The sequence below is a fragment of the Lacipirellulaceae bacterium genome (genome assembly GCA_040218535.1).
GTDB lineage: Bacteria > Planctomycetota > Planctomycetia > Pirellulales > Lacipirellulaceae > Adhaeretor.
Genome location: JAVJRG010000012.1, coordinates 823,986 through 844,675, shown reverse-complemented (window position 1 = coordinate 844,675; position 20,690 = coordinate 823,986). Strand labels below are relative to the sequence as shown.

Below are 20,690 nucleotides of genomic sequence, written 5' to 3'. Positions count from 1 at the left end.
TCCCGGCTCGCAGCTGTGCATGCCGCTGCTTGACATCTGAGAGCCCCACTGAGTACTGTGAAGGTGGGGAATTGAATCAGTGCGGGCCGTTTCTGTGGCCACCTTCGCGTCTGTGAAAAGGATCGCGCACTGCCCTCCGGAACACTTAGAAGAAGGCTCATCACGATGCGATCTCCTCAAACAGCAGTCTCTCCAAGCGCGCTGAAGTGCTTCGGGATTTTCCTTGCTACCTTCGGGTTGTGCGTTGGTTTTTCGGCGGATGCTTTGGCCCAACGGTATCAACAGAAGCGAGCCAGCCTCACCGAGAAAGAGGCCAAAGCGCTGACGCGCAATCTCACGACGATCATGCGCGGCAATAGCCTGACGAATGCTGACAAAGAGATGCTCAGCAAGTATTTCAAGGGCTACTACTTTCCTACGATGACCGAGCAAGATCCCAAGTCGCTTGGCGAGCTTTCTGAGTTTCGTGAAGACTTGTTCAAGCTCTACATCAACCAAGCCAAAGCGAAGGTCACGCGAGATTATTTGATCGAGCTGACAGGCCGTGAGATGGGAAGTATCGCCCTTGGGAACTACCATCCGGCAGTCCGCTACAACGCCGTTCTGTTGATTGGTATGCTTGACGAAGTTGCTGGCACAGCCGGACGCGGCGGAAAACCGCCGGTGCCTTGGAAGAAGGGGACCAACGTTCTGTTGATTCTTCTTGAGAAGGATTCACTCGGCAAAGGGGACAAGGCCGTCATGATCCCTGCCTCGGCGAAGGTAGGGGCCTTGGTTGGCTTGCAGCGACATGCACGCTTTGGGATCGAAGAGGCCCTCAACGATCGTGTCACGCTAGCCGCGATGAAAATCATCGACCAAAAGGAGCCAGCCGAAGGCGTCAAGAAAGATGTCCACGCTTGGATCCGCTGCCTCGCAGCTCATGTGTTGGTCACCCAGTTTGAGAAGTCGGCCAATCAAACCGTTCTGGATGCGGTCACTTCGCTCGTTGCCGATCCAGAGATGCAACTCAACGATCGCTGCTACGCGGCTTCACTCTTGGGCGACTTGAAGCTTGAGGGCGTCGCCAACCTCGAAGTTCAACCCACCACCATTGCCCTGGTCAATTTGGCCAAGCGTGTCATGGAGAGCGAAGCCAAACTCGCCAAGAAATTCCGCAAGAAGGAACTGGGCCTTGATGATCGTCGCGCTGGTGGTTTTGGTGGCGGCAGGGGCGGATATGGTGGTGGCGAGTATGGGGGGGGCTATGGGGGTGGTGAATTCGGTGGTGGCTACGGTGGCGGTTTCGGCGGTACCAGCCGAAAAAAGGAAAACACTTACGAACTGCGCCGTTTGGTTGATCGCATCAACGGGCTCATTGACGGCATGGAGCAAGTCGCCAAAGCTTCGCCCGAAGCAAGTCAGCAGCTTCAACCACTGGTCGACCCACTTAACACGCTCTCGGATAACGCCGTGGATAAAGACGCCAGCATTGTGAACATTGCCACAAGCGTGATTTCCCTCTCCGACGAAATCACGAGACTAGCAGCTGCGATGCAGCCCGGCGACGCAGCTGCAGAAAAGCCGGCCGCAGCAGACGCCTTCGAGGAACCAGCCGCTGAGGATGAACCGGTTGAAGCCGCAGGATGAATCGTAACTCCACGCTCCGCGTGGAGAGACCCTCAGCCGGGATACGTTAGCTGCTTCATTCGAGCGCTGGCGGACTCCCTCGCAATGAAAAGCTGTTCGAGAGATCGACCACACGGAGCGTGGTGTTACTTTGCCTCGACTCTCCGTGCTGAGAGCTGCTCGGCCAAGCTTAGTCCGCCAAACAAAATGCTGACATAGAAAATGTCCCCGGCAAGCATCGTGCGGAAGAACGGCACAGCGGCGACGTAGCATTCGACCAATCCGGCCCAGGTGTGCGGATAGTAATTATGAGCTGCCCACACTGCCAAATTCGTAACAACGAAGAAGGCCAATGAGGAGGCGACTCCACCACCCAGTGCGAAGAGAGTTCGATAGTTCTCTTTGTTCCGCAGTGACCGTCCGAACATCCAAGGTACACAGACAGCCAAGTAAACCGATAACTGCACCGCCAAGCTATTGTGGGCCAGCAACGTGAGGTCGCTCACGGCAAGCACTCCAAGCGGCAACAGCAGGGCCGGCAACAGGGACCGGAAGTAATACCCTCCCATCATCGCGACAGCTGCCAACGGCGTGAAATTCCAAGCAGGCTGGGCCCAACGGCCAACGACGCCAATCGTGAGCAGCAGTGTGAAGACAATCAGATCTCGGAGTGTGTCGCGGTTCATATGAGGGAATAGGGGGCTAGGGGTGAGTAGCAACCGTTAGCGGCGTAAGACGCAAGCGGCCAATTCTACTCGCCTTCCCCCCGCTCGTAAATCCAGAGCACCTCATCTCCTGGCTGAAGCTCGAAAACGCCGTAGCTCTTTTTCGCATGCTCCCCATTCACGCGGTATAGCCAGTTCCGCTCGTTAACGCCACCACCGGCGACTCCTTCGAGCGAATCAAGAAAGGCGGTCTTTCCTTCCCCTTTGGCCTCATAACGAATCCCCGGGCGAAACTCTTTGGCGGCTTGCATTAGGTCAGCGACGGTCATTCCCTCGTTCCAGGGAAGCTTCTCGAATGAGCGTGTGGCACCATTACCAAAGTCGATTGTCAGCTTGACCGTCTCCGCGACAGGCTTGTTATCGGCAGGTTCCAGAGGTGTCCATTCGGCAAGACTTGTTCCTTCGGGCATCGGGGGACGATTGGCTCGTTCGGCCAATAAGCCGACGATCGCAAGTGCGCCCACAAGCACCAGCGGATACATCCACCAAGGGCCATCGTTCTTGCCGATGAGTCCGTGATCGTCGGGACTATCGATTTCCGAGGCGGCAGCATGAGGTTCGGGTGGGCTGTTTTCTCTCTCTGACATAGAATGCAGTGTAGCAAATGCGAATCTCTAAGAGCTAGTAAACATTCTCAGCCGCAGTGCTTACTCATCTACAAGAAAAAGAGTCGCGATGTCCGAGAACTCGATATTATCTCTCGAAGCTGTTCAAGATGAAGCAGGCGAGATCGCCATTCTGACGATCAACGACCCCAACAAGGGCGCCAACGTCCTCTCGCAGAGCGTGCTGAACGATTTTGAGAATCATCTCAACGGACTGGAAGCGAACGAGAACATCGTTGGCCTCATTATTCGCTCCACCAAGCCAGGCAATTTCATTGCCGGAGCCGACCTAAAAGAGTTCGTCGCAGATATTGATCTTCCCGCGGAAGAAGTCGCCAAGGTTGCTCGTCGCGGGCAAGAGTTGTTTGGGCGTCTCTCGAAAGTTCCGTTTGTGACAGTCGCCGCCATCGACGGTGTCTGCTTCGGTGGCGGGGCCGAACTGGCCATATGGTGTGACCGACGAATCCTCGTTGACAATGAGAAGACCAACTACGCCTTCCCCGAGGTCAAGCTGGGCCTCTTCCCAGGCTGGGGCGGGACTGCCCGCACACCCAGGATTGTCGGCCTAGCCAACGCCTTAGAACTGGTGACCAGCGGTGAGGGAATCGGCGCTGAGGCTGCCCACGCGATGGGTTTGGCTCAAGATGTTGTTTCCGCGAGCGATCAGTTGCTCGATGCAGCGCTCCGCATGGTTCATTATGAAGCGAAGGCCAAAGACTACCTCAAGGATCGCGACTGCTGGGCAGCTCCAATTGCTGCCCAAGACGGAGAAGGTCGTAATGGAGGCCTAAGCGAGACGGAACTTGGCTTCCTCGGTGCTACGGCCAGTGCCTACATCCAGCAACAAACCAAAGGGCATTACCCGGCACCCTTGGCGGCGCTGGAAGTCATGCTCGGAGCGGCAGGCGTTGATGTTGAGGCTGCGTGCCAAATGGAGGCCGAAGGATTCACACAGGTCTTCGGATCGCCGGTGAATCGCGCGCTGCTGAATGTTTTCTTCCTGCGGGACGCGAACAAGAAGCAGACGGGTAGTGATGCTGAACCTCAGGAGATCAGTACCGCCGCAGTCGTGGGCGCCGGCATCATGGGGCAAGGCATTGCTACGGCGAATGTCAAACGCGGTATCCCCACGGCTCTGGGCGACGTTTCTGCCGAAGCTGTCGGGCGCGGCGTGAAAGGCGTGCTCACCGAAGTGAGCTTCAACAAAAAAACAAAAGGCCCCGATGTCACGAAAGCTCTCGAATTCACGCCGCTGATCAACGGTACGCTACAAGATGAGGAGATCGCCGCTGCAGACATCGTGATCGAAGCGATTTATGAAAACAAAGAGGCGAAGCACGAGCTCTACAAACGGCTCGAACCGCACTTGGGCGAAAAAGCGATCCTCTGCACGAACACGTCGACGATCCCCGTGACCACTTTGGCCGGGGTGCTTAAGCACCCCGGCCAGTTCTGCGGTCTCCATTTCTTCAACCCTGTGCGACGTATGCCGCTGGTTGAAGTAATCCGCGGAGAAAAAACCACCGACCAAACCATCGCCACTGCCGTCGCCTATGCGAAACGTCTCGGCAAGTCGCCCGTTGTGGTGAACGATGGCCCCGGCTTCCTCGTGAACCGCGTGCTACTGCCTTACATGAACGAGGCGCTGCTGCTGCTTGAAGAAGGTGCCTCGATCAAAGCGGTCGATCGTGCTGCCAAAGCGTTTGGAATGCCCATGGGTCCCATTGAACTGTACGACACCGTGGGCCTCGACGTAGCCATTCACGCCGGCGGCGTGATGCACGCGGCATTCCCAGACCGCGTCGAGCCCTCGTCAATTCTGCCAGCGATGGTCGAGTCAGACCGCAAAGGAAAGAAAAACGGCCAAGGCTTCTTCGATTACCCACCTGCCAAAAAAGGGAAGAAGACGCCCAGCGAGACGGCCGAGGGAATCATTGCCAAGCATGTAAAAGAATCAAAAGACTTTAGCTCCAAGGAACTAACGGAGCGTTTGATGCTACCGATGCTGCTTGAAGCGACACGTGTCCTCGAAGACGGCGTGGCCAACAGCGTTCAGGATGTCGACCTCGCGTTGATCTTCGGCATCGGCTTCCCGCCGTTCAAAGGAGGTCTCTTGTTCTGGGCAGACCAAGTCGGCCCGGCGAGGATTCTCGAACAGCTTGAACCCTACAAGTCACTAGGCAAAAGATACGAGCCAACCGCCCTGCTGCAATCCGCAGCAGAGGATGGAAGGTTCTATCCCATTTTTTTTTGAACCACAGAGGGCACGGAGGACACGGAGAGAATCGCTGAGACGGCTTCTCTATGCACAGTGAGTGATGCTTCACATAAGCAAAGAGGAGGAATTAGTGAGTGTTTTTTAGCCTTAGATCGCAACGATTACATTCGATTTGTTTTCTTCCTCCGTGTTCTCCCCAATTCAAGTAAATACCGCTCCGTGGTTCAAACCATTGTGGTTTCCAATCCTAGAAGTGAATGATCTATGAAAACCGCTGTCATTGTTGATTGCTGTCGAACCGCTATTGGCCGTGCCCATCCCGAACGCGGCGCGTTTCGCGACGTCCGCTCCGACGATCTGGCCGCTGCCGTCGTACGTGCGCTAATCGAGCGCACCGGGATCGACCCTGCGATGATTGAAGACGTGGTCCTCGGCAACACGCAGCAGACCAAAGAGCAAGGCTTCAACGTCGGGCGGATTGTTTCACTGGTGGCCGGCTTGCCTTCCAGCGTTGCTGGGGCGACCGTCAATCGTCTGTGCGGTAGCAGCTTGCAGGCACTTAATCAGGCAGCGCACTCCATTGCCGCGGGTGGCGAAGACGTGCAGATCGTTGGCGGCTTAGAACACATGCACCATCTGCCGATGGACCACGGAGTCGACTTTAACCCCAAGCTGTTCCACGCCACCAGCAAGGGCGCGCTACACATGGGTTACACGGCCGAGTTCCTCGCCCAGTCGCAGGGAATCACCCGAGAGGCTCAAGACGAATTCGCGCTGGCCAGCCATCAAAAGGCCGCGGCAGCGACCGAAGCGGGTGAGTTCGATGCGGAGATCATCCCCGTCTGGGGTCGCAACGAAGCGGGCGAGCGCGTTGAAGTGAAGACCGACCAGTGCATTCGCCCCGATACGAATCTGGAGCAACTCGCTGCGCTAAAGCCAGCTTTTATGCCCGGCATCGGTACGGTCACCGCAGGAAATAGTTCACCCCTAAACGACGGTGCCGCCGCGATGCTGGTGATGAGCGAAGAGCGAGCGAAAGAACTCGGCCTAAACCCCATCGCGAGAATCCGCGCAACCGCGGTAGCCGGTGTCGACCCCGCGGTGATGGGCACGGGCCCCGTCCCCGCGACGCAAAAGGCACTCAAGCGCGCCGGCCTCTCGCTCGCTGACATCGACCTGATCGAACTGAACGAAGCTTTCGCCGCCCAGACTCTAGCCTGCGTGCAGATGCTCGACATTGATCAGGCGAAGCTCAACGTCCGCGGTGGCTCACTCGCGATCGGTCACCCGCTTGGTGCCAGCGGGGCGCGGATTGCCACGACGCTTGTCCATGCGATGCTCGCCCGCAGCGATGCTCAGTTTGGCTTGGCGACCATGTGCATCGGCATTGGGCAAGGGATTGCGACCGTGGTTGAGCGGGTGTAGCTCGGGTCTCAAATGCCGAGCCGCCGATAAACCTTGCCGATTATCGCGGTCGCACCTAGTGCTAGCTGCTCGCACTGGCCGCACAGGCGTCATTCTTAACATTTTCTACATATCCGGCCTGCCGAAACTATCTGCATAGCCGGTGCGGTGCTTGCAGAGCGCACGATCCGCGCACGGCACACAATCGCCAAGAGCCTCATAACCAGAACCAGGTTGTAAGATCGAGGCGACGCGACAAGGCGGAGTGGCCCGAAGGGGGCGACTGCGATGGTTTTTACTTCTCCAAGGATGGAGCAACACTTCTGATGAGTACTTCTGAAAGATGCACGCAAGCAAGTCTGTGGTGGCAACGCCGACGACTGATTGTGCTGGTCAGCTTGGCAATGTTAAGCCAATTGCTGATCGTTGGGTTTCTCTCGGCCGCGGAGCCGTTGCCACCAATCGACACGGCAACGGCAGACCCTGTGGTCGCCCAGGCAGCTCATTACAACTATTACCTCGCTGAGGCAGACGCCGACGAGGATGAAGGCGACGAAGAGGATGAAAAATCAGATGTCATTAAACGCCTTGAAAAGCTCGAAGAGAACTACGGCGATCTTGAGGAAGACTACAGCAAACTTTCGGACAACTACAACGACCTCAAGAAGAAGATGAAGGTCACTGCCTTCAGCGGTCATGGCGATGCCACGATGAAGGTGAACGGTCGTATCCACGCCGATATGTGGAGCTTCCCGGGTGACTCGCTAGGCGTGAATATTCTTGAGAGTGGCGACCCCAACGTCACGCCGCAAGACCGCGTTGGCTTCCGCCGGATGCGTTTTGGCGTGAAGGGCAAGCTTGCCGCCAACATGGAATACAAAATCGAAATGGAATTCGCCGGCGGTAACGACAGCGAATTCCGCGATGCTTACCTCGGCTGGAATGACTTGCCGGTGTTCCACACCGTGCTACTGGGTAACCAAAAGCGTCCTTACGGTTTGGATCACCTCAACAGTAGCCGTTACAACGTGTTCTTGGAACGTCCTTTCGTGATCGAAAGTTTCAACCAAGATGCACGTCGCTGGGGTCTGCAATCGTACGGCCTCTCCGACGACCAAGCCTGGAACTGGCGCTACGGTGTGTTCAACCAACGCCTGATTCAGGACGAAGGCAACTACGTCAGCGATCACTGGCAGATGGAGTTCGCTGGGCGTTTGGCGAACACCTGGTGGTACGACGAATCCTCCGGCGGACGTGGCTACGGTCACTGGGCGGTGAGCAGCACCTTCGCCAACCCCGATGGCAGCGGCATTGATGGACGTGCTGACAATGAAGCCCGTTTCCGGCATCGTCCTGAAGCTCGCTCGACCAACCGTTGGTTGAACACGGGGCGCATCGACGGTGCGGACGACTATCAGTTGGTCGGTGCGGAAAACGTCTGGAACTTCGGTCCCGTGCAGATTGTCGGCGAGTACCAAAACCTCTGGCTCCAACGCCGCGAGGCGAGCGAAGTTTTCTTGCATGGCGGTTACGTCTACATCGCCTACTTCCTGACTGGCGAACACATGCCTTGGGAACGCAAGAGCGGTACTCTCGGGCGGATCAAGCCGTTTGAGAACTTCTTCCTCGTTGATACCTGCTGCGACGGTGTCCGTGGTGGCTGGGGCGCGTGGCAACTGGCTTACCGCTACAGCTACGCCAACTTCAACGACCAAGATATCAACGGCGGTATCGGCAACAGCCACACGCTGGGGCTGAACTGGTACTGGAGCCCCTATGCTCGCATGCAGTTCAATGCCATCTACGGTGAGATCGAAGACACCGCCGAGGCCGGTTTCGGCGTGCCTGGAGCTTACTCGATCCTAGGGGCGCGTTTCATGGTGGACTTTTAACCAACGTGCCCAACCACAGCGCGACGCGAGCGTCGCGGCTAAACACATAACCTAACCGTTCCTTGGAGGACGATTCCCATGCAAGAGATATCCCTGGCCCTGTTGGTAGCGACGTTGCTCTTCGCAACGAACTTGCCGGCCCAAGCGGGCGAAAGCAGTTGTGGGTGTGAAGAACCGTGCTGCGTTGATCCCTGCGAATGCTGCAAAGCGAAAGCCAAAGTTGGTAAGCGAGCCACCTGCGTTTGCGATCCTGACTGCTACAAGTGCGAAAGCGAAACCAAGAAAGAAGAGGTCGAGAAGCACTGCTACAACGTCTGTGCGGAGCCTGTTTGTGTGCCACCGTGGCGCTGGCCTTGGGAGTGCCGTAAGGATAAGTGTGGCAAAAAGTGCTGTGATGAGGGCTGCTGCGATGCGGACTGTGATACTTGTTGCGGGGACACGTGCTGTGGCGGCGGGTGTGATGGCTGCAGCTCCTGTGGGTGCTCGTCGGGCTTCAGTCTGTTCGGTCTGAAATGCGGCAAGGTCCGCTGCATCAACGTGCTTGAAAAAGAAAAGTACAAGTGCGAAGAGTGCGTTACCAAATGGAAAGCCGTCAAGAAGGGCTGCTGCGGGTGCTGCGGTAAAGGCTCGGGCTGCGGCTGTGCCAGCGGTTGCTGTGATGGATGCTGTGAAGAACCCGCCTGTGGTTGCGACGATGCTTGCTGTGAAGGGGGTTGTTGTGCGGCAACGGCCAAAGCCGCCGATGTCGTGACTGCCTCAGCGGAAGAGACTGTGACTGAGGAAACTGAGCAAGCTCCAAAGAAAGCCACACCCAAGAAAGAGAGCGCGGTGGCGAAGTTCAGTAAGTGGTTTCACCGGTAACGGTGAAACAACGTGAAAATCAATACGAGTAGAACCCAAGCCTCGCGCGTTACTTAACGCGTGAGGCTTTTCACATTTCAAGTTCGTGACGAGATAGAACGAGCGTCGTTTAGAATACGCTGAGTCCATCAAGATACGCCGAAGGCGTTACGCATCGTAGCCCAGGGTTGGCCCATCGCGAGCGACAGCGAGTGTGGGCCTACCCTGGGTCCATGTAACCACCAACAGAACGACCGAACAAATCGGATAGAATACCGACGGCGGTAGAACGAGGTCGTAATAGGCCGAGGTCGACCTTAAGGATTTTCGACCTCGATCATGAGTATTCGGTACACACGCATTTCCGCTCGGTCGATGAATTCTATCGACTCTATTACCCAGGGTAGGCCAAAAGCTCGCTTAGGCTCGCTGTTGACCAACCCTGGGCTATGTTGCGTATCCCCTTCGGGGAAATTCCTGCGGAGAATTTTCACGCGGTTCACGCTATAACCACTGCCCGGTGAAGCTCTCCTCGCACTCCGCAATATCTTCGGGCGTCCCGGCTGCAAGAATCCGACCTCCCTCGGCGCCCCCTTCGGGACCAAGGTCGGTCACCCAGTCGGCGTTGCGGATAACGTCGGTGTGGTGTTCGATCACCAGCACCGTGTGGCCAAGATCGACTAAGCCGTGCAGGACTTTGAGCAAGCGATCAATGTCTGCCGCGTGCAGGCCGGTGGTCGGCTCGTCGAGAATGTAGAGCGTGTGGCCATTGGAGGGCCGCCCCAGCTCCGCGGCCAATTTGATCCGTTGGGCCTCGCCGCCTGAGAGGGTTGTACTTCGCTGACCGAGCGTCAAATAGCCGAGGCCTACGTCAACCAAGCTGGTGAGCATCTTGTGGACGGCCTCGTGGTTCTCGAAAAAACCAACCGCTTCCTCGATGCTCATCGCCAGGACGTCGGCGATTGATTTCTCACGATAGCGGACCGCTAGGGTTTGCCGGTTGAACTGTTTGCCGTAGCAGACGGGACAGGTCACGAACAAGTCGGGCAAGAAACGCATCTCGACACGTTCGACGCCTTGTCCTTGGCAATGCTCGCAACGCCCACCCTTCGTGTTGAAGCTGAACCGCCCCAGTTTGTAGCCGAGTTGCTTCGAGTGTTTCGTCCCGGCAAAAATGCGACGGATCTCGTCGAAAATGCCTGTGAACGTGGCCGGGTTGCTGCGTGGCGTGCGACCGATCGGCGACTGGTCGACATGGATCAGCCGCGTGAGTTTGCTCACGCCTTGAAGTTTCTTGTAGGGCCCTGGCCGTTGGCTCGCGCCGTTGAGCTTGTTAGCAAGTGCCTTTGCGACGGTGTCGATTACCAGCGAGCTTTTCCCTGAACCGCTCACGCCGGTCACACAATGCAAGAGCCCCAAGGGCATGTCGAACTTGACGTTCTGCAAATTGTTAAGCGAGGCCCCTTCCAGATGTACGGTCCGCGACTTTACTGCTTTGCGCCGTTTGGCAGGCGGCTCGATCCGCAACCTCTGCGAGAGATAGCCACCCGTGATCGAACTTTCGTTGGAGGCAACCTCCTCGGGGGTTCCTTCCGCGACGATCGTGCCGCCTTGCGTGCCCGCCCCTGGGCCAATGTCGATCAGCCAATCGGCGGCCCGCATCAGTTCTTCGTCGTGCTCGACCACCAGCACGGTGTTGCCTTGCTGTTGCAGTTCGCGCAACGCTTCGATCAGCCGTGCGTTGTCTCGGGGATGCAAGCCGATGGACGGTTCGTCCAAGACATAGAGCACGCCAACCAGTCCCGAGCCAATCCCTGTGGCCAAACGAACCCGCTGCCGTTCGCCACCGCTGAGCGTATCCGCGGGGCGATCGAGCGTGAGATAGTCGACGCCCACCTTGAGCAGAAACGTGAGTCGCTTGACGATCTCTGTGACCAACGGCTCGCCGATTGGCTGCTGCGTTGGCGGAAACTGCAGGGACTCGAAATACGCGAGTGCCTGCTCGACGGTCATTCGGACGATTTCGTGAATCGCTAGGCCGCCCAGCCGGCAAGAACGCGCTTCGGGCTGCAGACGAGAACCTTCGCAAGCAGGGCAGGGTGTGACGCCGCGGAACTCGGCGAGCTTCTCTCGAACGCTCTCCCGCTTCGCCGCGGCGTAGTCCATTTCGAGGTGTTTCAGCAAACCCACAAACTTGCCGTTGTCGCCATGTAGTAGTTGTTCGCGTGCCTTGGCGGACCATTTTTCTAGCGGCGTGTCTTGCAGCACCTTGTGCTTATTGAGCAGCGGTCCGAGCAGCTTTGCCTGCTTCTTCCGTGCTGCAGCCGTCGAGCCGTGCCAGGGAGCAATCGCCCCGTCGGCCAGTGAAAGACTTAGGTCTGGAATCACCAACTCAGGGTCAAACGCTTCCCGTGCGGCGAGCCCCTCGCACTCCTCGCAGGCACCGTAGGGGCTGTTGAAGCTAAACGTACGGGGCTCGACTTCGGCGAGGCTCAACTTGCAGTCGGGGCAAGCGTACTGCGTGCTGTACACGCGCTCCCGCCAGCCGTTTTCCGCGGTGACTTCTTTAGTGCTAGAGCCATTTGCCTGCACCTTGTCCAGCGGCGTGAGGTAGGTGATCCGTAACGCGCCCTCGCCGTGCTTCAGTGCGAGGCGGACCGATTCGGCGAGGCGATTCTCCAGTCCCTCGCGCACGATCACCCGATCCACGACCGCCTCAATATCGTGCGGCTTTTGGGCCGTCAGCTCGGGCGCGTCCTCGACCTCGTAAGTCACTCCATCAATCCGCACCCGCACGAAGCCTTCCTTGCGGATACGCTCCATCACGTCGGCATGCTTCCCTTTTCGCCCCCGCACCATCGGGGCGAGGATCATCACCTTCGTGTCGAGCGGCAGGGCCTCGATCGCTTCCTGGATCTCGCCCGCTGACTGCTGAGAAATCGGCAGGCCACATTCCGGGCAAGCAACATCCGCCGTGCGGGCCATCAGCACGCGCAAGAAATCATAGATCTCCGTCACGGTCGCCACCGTACTCCGCGGGTTGGCGCTCCCGGCGTGCTGGTCAATGGCAATCGTCGGCTGCAGCCCCTCGATCACATCGACATCGGGCCGCTGCATCTGGTTGAAGAACTGCCGCGCGTAGACGGACAGCGACTCAATGTACTGCCGTTGCCCCTCGGCCAGCAGGGTATCGAAGGCGAGCGAACTTTTGCCCGAACCGCTCAGTCCGGTGATGACGACCAGCTTCCGCTGCGGGATGTTGAGATCGATGTTCTTAAGATTGTGCGTCCGCGCTCCGCGGATGCGGATGTCCCCGGCAGAGGGCGCAGGGGCCGAGGGTTCTTGCTGCTTTGGGAGGGCAATCGCGGACATAAAGTGCTAGACGAGCAACTTTGGGGATTGGGCAAACAGTTCAGCCTAGCATGGGAGAGGGCGGAAGGGAAATGGGCTGCGGAGGAGAAGAGATCGCCAAGCTAGCCCGCGAGCTACGCCTCGCGCGGTGCCAGGGCTTCGGGCAAGCACACGTCAGCCCCGAAGGGGCGCCACTATACTAGCCCAGGGGCAAGACCATCGCGAGCGACAGCGAGTGTGGTCGCAGCCCTGGGTCAGAGGGCAACCTACAATATCGGCCGAGCAAGTCGGTCGCCAACCGCTAGCAACGACCCGAGGCCGAAACTGGGCACGTACAGTCCCGGCTCTTTGCGACCTCAACAATGCTTGTCACGCGCGCAACGCTTTTCGCTCGGTCGCTCGTACAATGGAATCCTAACCCGGGGTTCCGCAAGGTTCGCTGTCGCTCACCGTTGCTACACCCCGGGCTATCGTAGCGTCGCTCCTTCGGAGCTAAACTGAAGCGTTATTTGGAGAACCAACCCATGAGCGATTTTCGATTCAGCGTCATCGTGACTTCGCCTCCGATGACCCACGAAGAAATCCTGGACGCCACCGACGCGTTGGGCGAAGCGGGTTGCGCTGACGCCTCAATACGCGGGCACGATGAAGGCATGGAACTGCTGTTCGAGCGAGGCGGCGATTCGATGCACGCTGCCATTGCTTCAGCCGTTGGGGACGTGGAGCGAGCAGGGTTTGCGGTTGCCAAGGTCGAGATGTTGCGGGAAGCGATTGTGGCTTAGGGTGCTACGGCTTGTGCGGTCGACTATCGCGGCTACCCGCTAGCATCTGTGACTTATTCCTTCAGCCTCGCCGTCAAGACACAGTTCCGATAACTCACTGGGCCACTTTTTCGCGATTGCTTTTTCTATTAGTTTGCGAACAAGACTTGGCGTGACAAATGGTCCCCTACAAGCTTTCCAGCAGACAGTCAAAGTTTTGTGCGGCGATGATTCCAAACGAACCAAGAGTGTGTCTGGAGGCCAATTAGCACCATTTTTCGCAAACCCGACGGAGCCCATCTCCGCAGGATAATGGAATCCACAAAGCCAGCGAAAACGAAGATCGTTAACGGTGATTGATCGATAACCTTTCCAACTGCTCGCCATGTGATCGGCCTAAACTAGAAAAGTTCGAGGTTTGATCTCCGAACTGATTCAGCTACTGTCCTACGCAGCCCCAACCTCAACCAATTCACTAAACGAATGCGGCTCAGGAACGTCCTAGCCATTCTCCTTGAGCCCTTCGAGTGAAACTCAACCGCCTCGCGGATCAGTTCAAGCACTTTCTCGCGCGCGAGTCCGCGGCGGCGACGCAACCGAGTAGTTCGGGGAAATCGGCTCCCCAGCTCGATTCACCCTTTTCGACGATGACGGCGTATTTCATGGCGTTGAGACTCCATGGGCATCATAGCTACTCACTTGCAACTTTCCCAGTAAAGCCCTCTGCGTTAGAGCCGGGAGATCCCGGCGCTGACGCTTAGGGCTTTTCCCGCCGGTTGTCGCCCCAATCCCTGCTAGTTATCATCTAAGGTTCGGTTTTTCCGCCCTATCCGGTCCTTACGACTGGCGAACCTGACGGCCTCCCCTGAGGTCCACCCCACCATGCGACACGTTATCTCTGCCCTCGTCCAAAACGTCCCGGGTGTGCTTTCGCACGTTTCGGGCATGCTCGCCTCGCGCGGGTACAACCTCGATTCTTTGGCGGTCGGTGAGACCGAGGACAAAAGTCTCTCCCGCATGACCTTTGTGGTCCGGGGGGACGATAGCGTGCTGGATCAGGTGCGGAAGCAACTGGAGAAGATCGTCACTGTTGTGAAGGTCGACGACATCAGCGCCCAGGACTATGTCGAGCGCGATCTCATGCTCATCAAGGTGGCGGCGAAGGACGCGCAGCGGGCGGAGATTCACGAGCTGTGCTCGATCTTCCGCGGCAAAGTCGTCGACGTCGGGCCCGAGAATGTCGTCGTGGAAATCTCCGGTCCTGAGAAGAAGATCGAGGCGTTCATCGACCTCATGCGACCCTTCGGCATCACCGAGCTTGCCCGCACGGGACGCATCGCAATGGTGCGAGGTGTGAATCGTCACAACGGCGAAGCTCAGGAATAGCCAAGTAGGCTGGAGTGAGCTTTAGCGAACTCCGGCATGCGATACCAAATACAACAAGACGCCGGAGTTCGCTGTCGCTCACTCCGGCCTACAGATAACACAGAAACCTCACTCAAGGAAACTCACCGATGGCCGCTACGGTTTACTATGACAAAGACGCTGACATGAAGGCCCTTGAGGGCAAGACCGTGGCCATTATCGGCTACGGCTCACAGGGCCACGCCCACTCGCAGAACTTGCGTGAGAGTGGCGTCAACGTGATCGTTGGCCAGCGTCCTGGCGGGCCGAATTACGACTTGGCCGTCAGCCACGGCTTCGAGCCGATGAGTGCCGCCGAGGCGACCAAAAAGGGTGACGTCGTCAACATCCTGCTGCCAGACGAAGTGCAGGCGGATGTGTACCGAAACGAGATTCGCGACAACCTCTCTCCAGGCAACATCCTGATGTGTTCGCACGGTTTTAACGTGCATTTCGGCCAGGTCGAGCCGCCCGAGGGCGTCGAGTTGCTGCTGGTCGCTCCCAAAGGCCCCGGCCACTTGGTCCGTAGTGAATTCGTCGCCGGTGGTGGTGTTCCTTGCTTGATTGCCCTGGAAGAAGATCACAGCCCGGAGACCAAAGCCATCGGTTTGGCCTACGCCTCAGGCGTCGGTGGAGGGCGTGCCGGCATTATTCAGACTACGTTTGCTGAAGAGACCGAGACCGACTTGTTCGGCGAGCAGGCCGTCCTTTGTGGCGGAGCCGCTGAGCTCGTGAAGGCCGGTTTCGAGACACTTGTCGAAGCGGGCTACCAGCCTGAGATGGCTTACTTCGAGTGCATGCACGAACTGAAGCTGATCGTTGACCTCTTCTACCAAGGCGGCCTGAGCTACATGCGTTACAGCGTGAGCAACACCGCCGAGTACGGCGACTACTCAACGGGCCCGCGAATCGTCACCGACGAGACGAAGGCGGAAATGAAGAAGGTGCTGAAAGAAATCCAAGACGGCACCTTCGCTCGGAACTGGATTCTGGAGAACAAGGCGGGGGCTCCCGGATTCAAGGCTCGCCGACGCTTGGAACGCCAGCACGGCGTCGAAAAAGTGGGCAAAGAGCTCCGCAAGATGATGTCGTGGATCGACGAGAAGGAAGTCGACTGAGGGCGACTGATATTCGCGCCCTCATGCTAGCCCTCTCCCGCAAGCAGGAAAGGGAACACATCGTTAGGATTCACTCTCACGTACCGCTTGCGGCTTAGCCAAAAACAGCCGTTGAGCGATCGTCCACAGCACCAAGAGCAAGGTGGCTCCGACGATTGCTGCTGGCAGGTTACTAATGAGAGTGCTCCCGCTGAGCGTGGTACCACGCAGCCAAAGTTGCGTCACTAGCCCCAGCAAGGCTCCAAAAACGCCGACGGCGACACTGCTCGACTTGCCGCGGTTGCCGAGCCAAACCAGGCCGACAAGCCAGCCGATGATGCCGCCGCTGGCGGCTGCGATGGGGATTAACATAGGAGTAACTCTGTTTCTCTGTGCCGATTCTCTGTGGGTCCGCCATCCTTGCAGGTCTTATCTTGTTCCGATCACTCAGAGGCAATGATTGCGCCACACCTTCAGTACCGTTCTAGCCGATCCTCTTAAACGACTAAGCCACAACAACTTAGGCCAAGCTCTCGGCAATGGCGACCAATGACAGCCGCAGAGAATGCGCCTACATTTCGATGACGCTTGTCTCGATTAAGATCGCTGCGTGGTGATCGCACAAACCTAAGAGGGTCAAGATTGTGGCGTGCCGTAGAGCAACTAGCTACAATACGGAACGCGCCCAGGGATGAGGCGAGACAGCAGGAAGGAGCTACGTATCATCAGTTTGCTTCAACTTCCCTGACACGGCGGATGACTCATGCAACAAGACGGGCTTCTCAGCAACCTGCAACGGCAGCTTTTCGTAACATTTTCTGTAACCCTTTTCGCGATCGTTTCCTCCGATACTCAAGCGGGGGTCAGCTTCTCAAGCATTAACGGCGAAATCGCAGCATCGGTTCCAGGCGACAGCCAAAACGAACTGGTCAGCGACCTCAGCGGCAACGACCTCAGTTTGCAAGCCTTCGGCGGAGGCGTTATCGACCGGGCAGCCTCTAGCGTGATTCCAACGCTAAGTAATTCGGGTGGCAACGGAGCACTCTTCGAGTTCTCAGCCACTTCCACTTCGAGCACCAACGGGCAGAGCGACCCCCCGAATGAGCCTCGTGTCTCCTCGTCCGCCTCGTTCGAGCAGCTTTTCGAAACCGACACAGCACACCGCGTCACGATGATTGCAACGGTCAGTCAATCGGATGGTGGGGAAGCATCCTTGCAGCTTATCAATACTCAATTCCCAAACTCTCCGGTCGTGCTGTTCGGATCTTCAACGGGTGACGAACAGTATCGCTCGTTCTTCCTCGCACAAGGCAGTTACGCCCTGAGTGCTACGACCTCCAGCGAGACCTTTGCCTTGGGCAGCTCCTCGGGCTCCGTGGGAGGAAGTCTCGCGGTCAGTGTCGCCGCTGATACGAGCGGGGACTCCTTCGTCGATGGTGAAGATCTCGATCTTTGGGAAGACACTTTTGGCGGAATTGGTTTTTCGATCGCGGCCAATGGCGACTTCAACGCTAACTTCGCAATTGATGGCTCCGACTACTTGCTTTGGCAGCAACAATTCAGCCCCGAGCCTGCACCAGAGGTGGCAACAGTACCCTCACCAAGCTCTGCCCTACTGGCATGTTGGGCCGTGGGGCTTGCTCAGGGTTTTCGACGTCGGCGCTAGAAGAGCTACTGCCTCAGAAACTGTTCAGCCGCCAGGCGCGCTTCACGATCGCCCGTGAGGTAGAGCGCGATATCAGCCGTTTTTTTCGCGAAAGTCGTCTCGCGCTCCATCCACAGAAACTTTTCGTTTCCTTGAGCCGATAGCTCGACACGAAGTGTGTCCCCTCGCCATCGCTTGGAGACACGCAGGGTGACCGTCACCTCATGCTGGCCTTCGAGTGTCGTTTGCGGAGTGGGGCGAAGCTGAAAGAACACTCCGTGCCGGTTGTGCTTCGTCCCGCTAGCGACCACCACCTGCTTCGGTGGTAAAAGCCGCTCGGTCTGCGTGACCGCGTCGCGTTTTCCAAGGGCACCACTCACTGAAGGCGTCACGTGAGCGACCAAGTCTCCCACAGGGACCGGTGCCTCACCACCCAAAGTGGCGCTCAAGGAATGGCTATCCTCTGTCGATTCGGTCCGCAAGATTGCCTCGGTGTGCTGGCTTTCTAGCCGTGTCTGTGGCGCAAAATCGTGGACCAGCATGCGCTTATCATGATCGGTCAGTTCGATGCGAATCGCTTCTGCCTGAGCAATATCACCTGACAGAAGCTGCACGGAGATGGGGAGCGAGAATTGGATCAGCTTCTCTTCAGCGAAGTCTTCGGATTCAAGATCTGTCGGCAAGACCTGGCAGGCAACTGCACGACCGAAATCGAATTCCAGACGTGGCGGGCCGGCGATCGCAGAAACAGGAACGAAGAGGACACAGGCCAGAACCAAGGGTCGAAGGCGACCTGGAATTGTGACAGCGGGCATCGCGAGCGACGTTTTCATCGAGGCACAAGCTTACCGCGGTCCTGTTGGTAGCCGTGCGACAATGTTCGCCTTGCGGTAGCGAACCGATTTGTTTTACGACCTCTTGTACGAGGGGTTGAGATGAAAGGTTCGACTGCCGGAAATGCGTATGAAAAAACCGCGGTGCAAGCACCGCGGCTAAATGACAGATCAAACCTGCTAGCAGCTAAGGGCTGAAACTAGTGATCTCCGTGATCGTCGTGGCCATGGCCATCGGCATGTGAGTGGCCGTGGTAGGCGACTTCAAATGCATTGATCGCTTTGCTAAGAGCCTCAGCCGTAGCGGGGTCAGCAGCTTGCTTGCACTTCATGGCTGCTACCATCACGGCGTGGGCCTTGGTGAGCTTGTCGACGTACTTCGGATCGTCCGCTTTGATTCGTTGGGTCATAAAGTACTGGGCGATCGTGTGTTGTGTCCGCGTTGCGTGATCTTCTTTGGTCGCTACCCAACGCGCGAGTTGATTGTGGCCGTTGGCATCGTGCGTGCCTGCTAACTCACCAATATTCGCAATGCACTTGGCGATCGTGGTCTGGTCCTCGCGCATGTCCGTGAAGCGGCGATCGTCGTCGTAGACGCCGCAGGGGACTTCGCAGTGGGCGTAAACGTAGGCGAGCGGGGCGGCTGTGACGGCAATCATGCCTGCGGCTAGCAAAGTTCTCGTGAGTTTGGTTTTCATCGTGGTTTCTCCTTGGTCGAGCGGGGAGCTTGTGTCTCGGCTGGCGGCAGCCTCATGGCGATTCAACGTAGCACCCCTCGTTAGCAAGGTCAAACTGCCAAAATCGATCCCCGCTGCTTGCGTAAGTGGCCAGTTGGAATAGGATGACTGTTTGACTTTGCCCAAGTCACCTCGCCTGAACTCCCCACTCCCATCTCCACACATGCTACGGCGACTTTTTTGTCTTCTGCTGATCGGCTGGTTCGCCACCGTAGCGCTGGGGGTGCCGTTGCCGACGGGGGAGACGGCTAAGCCACAAGTGGCGGGGGAGCGGTTTCCTTGTGAGAACTGTCCTTGCGGGTGCAAATCAGCGCAGCATTGCTGGAGCAATTGCTGCTGCCATTCGCTGAGTGAACGGCTCGCGTGGGCGCGTCGCGAAGGTGTGACGCCACCGGCTTTTGTCTTGGCGGCCGTCAAAGAGACGCCACGGCCAGCGTGCTGCTCGACCTCTCGCAGTTGCTGTTCAAAACAAGCGAGCTGCTGCTCACCGAAGCGTGTTGCGAAGTCGCCGACGCCGAAGAAAAATGACAAACGCGTTGTCGTGCTGAAGGCACTCCAATGCCAAGGGATTTCGTTCGCTTCACAGTCGATTACGCTCGCGCCGCCACCGCCTTTGGTGCTCGTTTCTTTTGAAAGGAATGTGGAAGCGGTTGTGACGGCTAAGCCGCAAGCGGTGTGTTCTCCTTCTTTTGCTCCACCTACGCCGCCACCGCGGGGCTGCTAGTCGCGGTATTTTCTCTGGCATGAAGTCCTAGCTCCGTTGCGCAAGCTTTGCGCGATGGCGTCTGTGGCTTCGATCTCTGCAATCTTGTTGCTCTCCTTGGAGTAAGAATGCAAATCGAACGAGTTCGGACCCTGCGACCTTCGGGTTCGCGGGGGTTCACGCTCGTCGAGTTGTTGGTGGTCATCGCCATTATTGGCGTGCTGATCGGCTTGCTGTTGCCTGCGGTGCAGGCGGCACGAGCGAGCGCTCGGCGTGCGCAATGTGCGAACAACCTGCATCAACTTGGCTTGGCGATGATGATGTATATCGACTCACATAATGGGCGCTTCCCGCGAACTTCGCACGAAGGGGAAACCCAGTCCTGGGTCTATTCCACCAGTCCTTACTTAGAAAACGTGGATCGGATGCGCGTCTGTCCAGACGATCCTCACCGTGAGGTCTGGCTGAAGCATCGAAGTACCAGCTATTTGATGAGCGAGTACTTGGCATTGCCAGGACCCGATTCGGTGGAACGCATCGACCAGTTGAAGGCGACTTCGCAGACCATTCTTGCTTTCGAGGGTTCGGATTATCGCAAGACCGAAGTGGTGAGCAACGCAGCGCTGGAACTCCTGGATCACGCCCATCCCGGCAGCGTGTGGTTCAGTCCACGCAACGTCGAGAGAGGCCGAACTTGGCCTCGTATGATTGCCGAGATCCAACCCGACCGTCATGCCGGTGATATTGCTAACTACCTGTATGTCGACGGCCACGTGAAGGCGATCCCTGAAGCCACCGTCCGTAACTGGGCAGAAACGGGCTTCAACTTTGCTGCACCAGGCCAGGGTGAGTCTTTCTAAAGAGAGG

At 57.6% G+C, this 20,690-nt stretch carries 15 protein-coding genes and 2 pseudogenes; 11 read left to right on the top strand and 6 right to left on the bottom strand.

The window, feature by feature from the left end; translation table 11 throughout:
- The first annotated feature begins 165 nt into the window (after positions 1-165).
- Entirely contained in the window at positions 166-1,629 is a 1,464-nt protein-coding gene (locus RIB44_17485) for a hypothetical protein (GenBank protein MEQ8618366.1), read from the top strand.
- 125 nt (positions 1,630-1,754) lie between these two features.
- Here the strand turns inward: RIB44_17485 and RIB44_17480 are convergent, their stop codons facing one another.
- Positions 1,755-2,294: a DUF6580 family putative transport protein gene (locus RIB44_17480; protein MEQ8618365.1), complete on the bottom strand. Its 540-nt coding sequence runs from the start codon at positions 2,292-2,294 to the stop codon at positions 1,755-1,757.
- 65 nt (positions 2,295-2,359) lie between these two features.
- The gene (locus RIB44_17475; GenBank protein ID MEQ8618364.1) at positions 2,360-2,920 is read right to left on the bottom strand and encodes a DUF4430 domain-containing protein; all 561 of its coding nucleotides are present in this window, start codon (positions 2,918-2,920) and stop codon (positions 2,360-2,362) included.
- Between the two features lie 88 nt (positions 2,921-3,008).
- Here RIB44_17475 and RIB44_17470 point away from each other — a divergent pair, with 88 nt between their 5' ends.
- The 4 genes from RIB44_17470 (at position 3,009) to RIB44_17455 (ending at position 9,313) form a co-directional block, all read left to right on the top strand.
- Complete coding sequence (locus RIB44_17470; GenBank protein ID MEQ8618363.1) at positions 3,009-5,192, top strand: 3-hydroxyacyl-CoA dehydrogenase NAD-binding domain-containing protein; 2,184 nt, start codon at positions 3,009-3,011, stop codon at positions 5,190-5,192.
- Between the two features lie 228 nt (positions 5,193-5,420).
- Positions 5,421-6,581, top strand: coding sequence for an acetyl-CoA C-acyltransferase FadA (gene fadA, locus RIB44_17465; GenBank protein MEQ8618362.1), 1,161 nt, complete (start codon positions 5,421-5,423; stop codon positions 6,579-6,581).
- 305 nt (positions 6,582-6,886) lie between these two features.
- A complete protein-coding gene (locus RIB44_17460) occupies positions 6,887-8,452 on the top strand; it encodes a porin (protein MEQ8618361.1) in 1,566 nt (521 codons plus the stop codon).
- A gap of 78 nt (positions 8,453-8,530) precedes the next feature.
- On the top strand, positions 8,531-9,313 hold the full coding sequence (locus RIB44_17455) for a hypothetical protein (GenBank protein ID MEQ8618360.1): 783 nt from the start codon (positions 8,531-8,533) through the stop codon (positions 9,311-9,313).
- Positions 9,314-9,796: 483 nt separating this feature from the next.
- On the opposite strand, the gene uvrA is transcribed toward RIB44_17455, so the two are convergent.
- Positions 9,797-12,664, bottom strand: a complete 2,868-nt coding sequence (gene uvrA, locus RIB44_17450) for an excinuclease ABC subunit UvrA (protein ID MEQ8618359.1) — start codon at positions 12,662-12,664, stop codon at positions 9,797-9,799.
- A gap of 503 nt (positions 12,665-13,167) precedes the next feature.
- Between uvrA and RIB44_17445 the strand changes: the two genes are divergently transcribed.
- From RIB44_17445 to ilvC, 3 genes and pseudogenes are all read left to right on the top strand, one after another.
- Positions 13,168-13,425: a hypothetical protein gene (locus RIB44_17445; GenBank protein ID MEQ8618358.1), complete on the top strand. Its 258-nt coding sequence runs from the start codon at positions 13,168-13,170 to the stop codon at positions 13,423-13,425.
- A gap of 861 nt (positions 13,426-14,286) precedes the next feature.
- Entirely contained in the window at positions 14,287-14,790 is a 504-nt protein-coding gene (ilvN, locus tag RIB44_17440) for an acetolactate synthase small subunit (protein MEQ8618357.1), read from the top strand.
- 113 nt (positions 14,791-14,903) lie between these two features.
- Positions 14,904-15,926, top strand: a pseudogene (gene ilvC / locus RIB44_17435) (ketol-acid reductoisomerase).
- 63 nt (positions 15,927-15,989) lie between these two features.
- On the opposite strand, the gene RIB44_17430 reads toward ilvC, so the two are convergent.
- Complete coding sequence (locus RIB44_17430) at positions 15,990-16,277, bottom strand: hypothetical protein (GenBank protein MEQ8618356.1); 288 nt, start codon at positions 16,275-16,277, stop codon at positions 15,990-15,992.
- A gap of 391 nt (positions 16,278-16,668) precedes the next feature.
- On the opposite strand from RIB44_17430, the gene RIB44_17425 reads away from it, so the two are divergent.
- On the top strand, positions 16,669-17,571 hold the full coding sequence (locus RIB44_17425) for a hypothetical protein (protein MEQ8618355.1): 903 nt from the start codon (positions 16,669-16,671) through the stop codon (positions 17,569-17,571).
- Between the two features lie 5 nt (positions 17,572-17,576).
- Here the strand turns inward: RIB44_17425 and RIB44_17420 are convergent, their stop codons facing one another.
- Together RIB44_17420 and RIB44_17415 are read right to left on the bottom strand one after the other, a co-directional pair.
- Positions 17,577-18,383: a hypothetical protein gene (locus tag RIB44_17420; protein MEQ8618354.1), complete on the bottom strand. Its 807-nt coding sequence runs from the start codon at positions 18,381-18,383 to the stop codon at positions 17,577-17,579.
- Positions 18,384-18,583: 200 nt separating this feature from the next.
- Positions 18,584-19,651, bottom strand: a complete 1,068-nt coding sequence (locus RIB44_17415; protein ID MEQ8618353.1) for a superoxide dismutase [Ni] — start codon at positions 19,649-19,651, stop codon at positions 18,584-18,586.
- A 300-nt stretch (positions 19,652-19,951) separates the two neighbouring features.
- Between RIB44_17415 and RIB44_17410 the strand changes: the two are divergent.
- Both RIB44_17410 and RIB44_17405 read left to right on the top strand, forming a co-directional pair.
- Positions 19,952-20,263 (top strand): annotated as a pseudogene (locus RIB44_17410) (DUF1559 domain-containing protein).
- Positions 20,249-20,683: a hypothetical protein gene (locus tag RIB44_17405; protein MEQ8618352.1), complete on the top strand. Its 435-nt coding sequence runs from the start codon at positions 20,249-20,251 to the stop codon at positions 20,681-20,683. The pseudogene RIB44_17410 and the gene RIB44_17405 overlap by 15 nt, the downstream one beginning before the upstream one ends.
- Positions 20,684-20,690 lie beyond the last annotated feature (7 nt).